We start from the raw sequence: 1,890 nt of genomic DNA on the forward strand, positions 1-1,890 counted from the left end.
GAGCCAGCTTTTCAGCCAACAGTTGCTGCTCCCGGAGGACGGCAGGGGTATCGGCAACGGGCTGGGTATCCGGACGCAGCACGACCTGCGTCACCCCACCCGCCACGGCGGCCTGTAGCTCGCTGGCCAGATCGCCATCGCGTCCATGACCGGGACTATGCGCCTGCAAGCTGCTTTCTATCAGCCCCGGGCAAGCTACCAAGCCTGTACCATCGAGAATTTCATCCTCCCGAAAATCCTCAGCGACAGCACCCCGTACAGCGATTTTTCCAGCGACAATGGCCAGGTCGGTTACTGCATCAAAACCATCGCCGGGATCCATGACGCGGACATTGCGGATGATTCTACGCATGGTTTTCGCCTCCGCCCGCAGCACCCGCCAGGAGCGTCAATACCGCCATACGCACGGCGAGACCGTGTGCAACCTGTTGCAAAATCACGGCCTGATGACCGTCTGCCACTTCCGAGGCAATTTCCACGCCGCGATTCATGGGCCCCGGATGCAGGACCAGCGCATCAGGCTGCGCCCACTGCAAGCGCTCCGGAGTCAGGCCAAATCGGCGATGAAATTCATCCAGACTGGGCAGACGATGGGACTCCATGCGTTCCTTCTGCAATCGCAGGGCACAAATGACATCGACACCGCGCAATCCTGCCTGCAGGTCGTGGTAGACATGCACCCCCAGCGCGGAGAGTTCTTTGGGAACCAGGGTTTGTGGTCCGATGACCCGGATTTCCGGGCAACCGAGAATCGACAAGGCATGAATCTGGGAACGCGCCACCCGCGAATGCAGGACATCACCCACAATAGCCACGACCCGGTCTTCAATGGGTCCGGCCAGACGCCGAATCGTGAATACATCCAGCAAGGCCTGGGTCGGATGGGCATGCTGGCCATCACCTGCATTGATCACCAGCGCCGAGTCTCCCAGATGCCGGGCGATCAGATGCGCGGCTCCGGCTTCCGGATGGCGAATCACAAAACCATCCACCTGCATGGCCATAAGATTATCCACCGTGTCGATCAGGGATTCGCCCTTACTGGCACTGCTGGTACTGACCGCAATATTCAAAACATCGGCGGAGAGGCGTTTGGCTGCCAGCTCAAAGGTGCTCCGCGTGCGTGTGCTGTTCTCAAAAAACAGATTGACGATGGTTTTGCCCCGGAGCGTCGGGGTTTTTTTGACACTGCGCTGCGCGATGCTGAGGAAGGATTCGGCCGTATCCAGAATCTGCAGCATTTCGGGTTCACGCAGCCCTTCGGTATTAAGCAGATGGCGGAGACGACCCTGGGCGTCATATTGAGGATTACCATCACCAAAACGGAAAGTAGAAAAACTCATGAAGCCGTCCTTGGCGATGTCAGCAATTCCAGACGCAGCGGATCGGGGCCCCGGAGTTTGATTTGTCCACCCGCCGCGCCATTGAGGCGCAGGGCAGCAATGTCGGCCGCCACCGGGACTTCGTGCCCACCGCGATCTACCAGTACGGCCAGGAGAATGTTTGCCGGTCGGCCATAATCAAATATTTCGTTCATGGCGGCGCGGATGGTACGCCCCGTATAGAGCACGTCATCCACCAGAACGATGGAGCGACCGTCCACAGCAAAGGGAATATCCGACGCCCGGACTTGCGGGTGCAGACCAATCTGACTGAAATCATCCCGATAGAAAGAAATATCCAGCTGCCCCAGCGCCGTTTTCAGCCCCAGGGCGCGGTGCAGCGCCTGGGCTATCCAGACACCGCCCGTAAATATACCAATCATGGCGGTCTGCTCCGGGTCTACATGCGGACGCAAATCCCGAACCATTCCTTCCAGCAGTGTTGTCACATCCCAGTCTGCATTCATTGCATGGCTCCGACATCCTGAAAAGTCTGGAGAATTTCACA

At 58.4% G+C, this 1,890-nt stretch carries 2 protein-coding genes and 1 pseudogene; all 3 read right to left on the minus strand.

Annotated features, from left to right (window positions below; translation table 11 throughout):
• Positions 1-352: pseudogene (locus AC2VLY_RS05545) on the minus strand (dihydroorotase); the annotation flags it as partial.
• Positions 345-1,343, minus strand: coding sequence for an aspartate carbamoyltransferase catalytic subunit (locus tag AC2VLY_RS05550; protein ID WP_300249889.1), 999 nt, complete (start codon positions 1,341-1,343; stop codon positions 345-347). The pseudogene AC2VLY_RS05545 and the gene AC2VLY_RS05550, both read right to left, overlap by 8 nt.
• The gene (gene pyrR, locus AC2VLY_RS05555; RefSeq protein ID WP_486893409.1) at positions 1,340-1,849 is read right to left on the minus strand and encodes a bifunctional pyr operon transcriptional regulator/uracil phosphoribosyltransferase PyrR; all 510 of its coding nucleotides are present in this window, start codon (positions 1,847-1,849) and stop codon (positions 1,340-1,342) included. The genes AC2VLY_RS05550 and pyrR overlap by 4 nt, the downstream gene beginning before the upstream one ends.
• Positions 1,850-1,890 lie beyond the last annotated feature (41 nt).

Source organism: Acidithiobacillus sp. TH-A36 (assembly GCF_057473445.1).